We start from the raw sequence: 269 nt of genomic DNA on the forward strand, positions 1-269 counted from the left end.
TACGAGACCAGCGAAGGCAAGTTCGATCTCGCCAGCGTCAAAGACCTCGGCGTCGAGCCGAAAGACGAGTTGCCGGACGTCAATCACGGCGACTTCGACAAGGCCTTCACCGCCGCGCCGGTGCAGTTCGATCAGACCTACACCACACCAGACCAGTCCCACGCGATGATGGAACCGCACGCCACACTGGCCGCGTGGAAAGGCGATCAACTGACCGTATGGACGTCGAATCAGATGGTCGCCTGGAGTGTCGGTGACATCGCGAAAAC

1 protein-coding gene is annotated in these 269 nt (G+C 60.2%); it reads left to right on the plus strand.

The window, feature by feature from the left end; all coding sequences use genetic code 11:
• The coding region (locus ACTHSL_RS13670; RefSeq protein ID WP_440381723.1) for a molybdopterin cofactor-binding domain-containing protein at positions 1-269 on the plus strand (269 nt) is incomplete at both ends.

Source organism: Neisseria sp. P0008.S010, from assembly GCF_051962715.1.
GTDB classification, from domain to species: Bacteria; Pseudomonadota; Gammaproteobacteria; order Burkholderiales; family Neisseriaceae; genus Neisseria; species Neisseria elongata.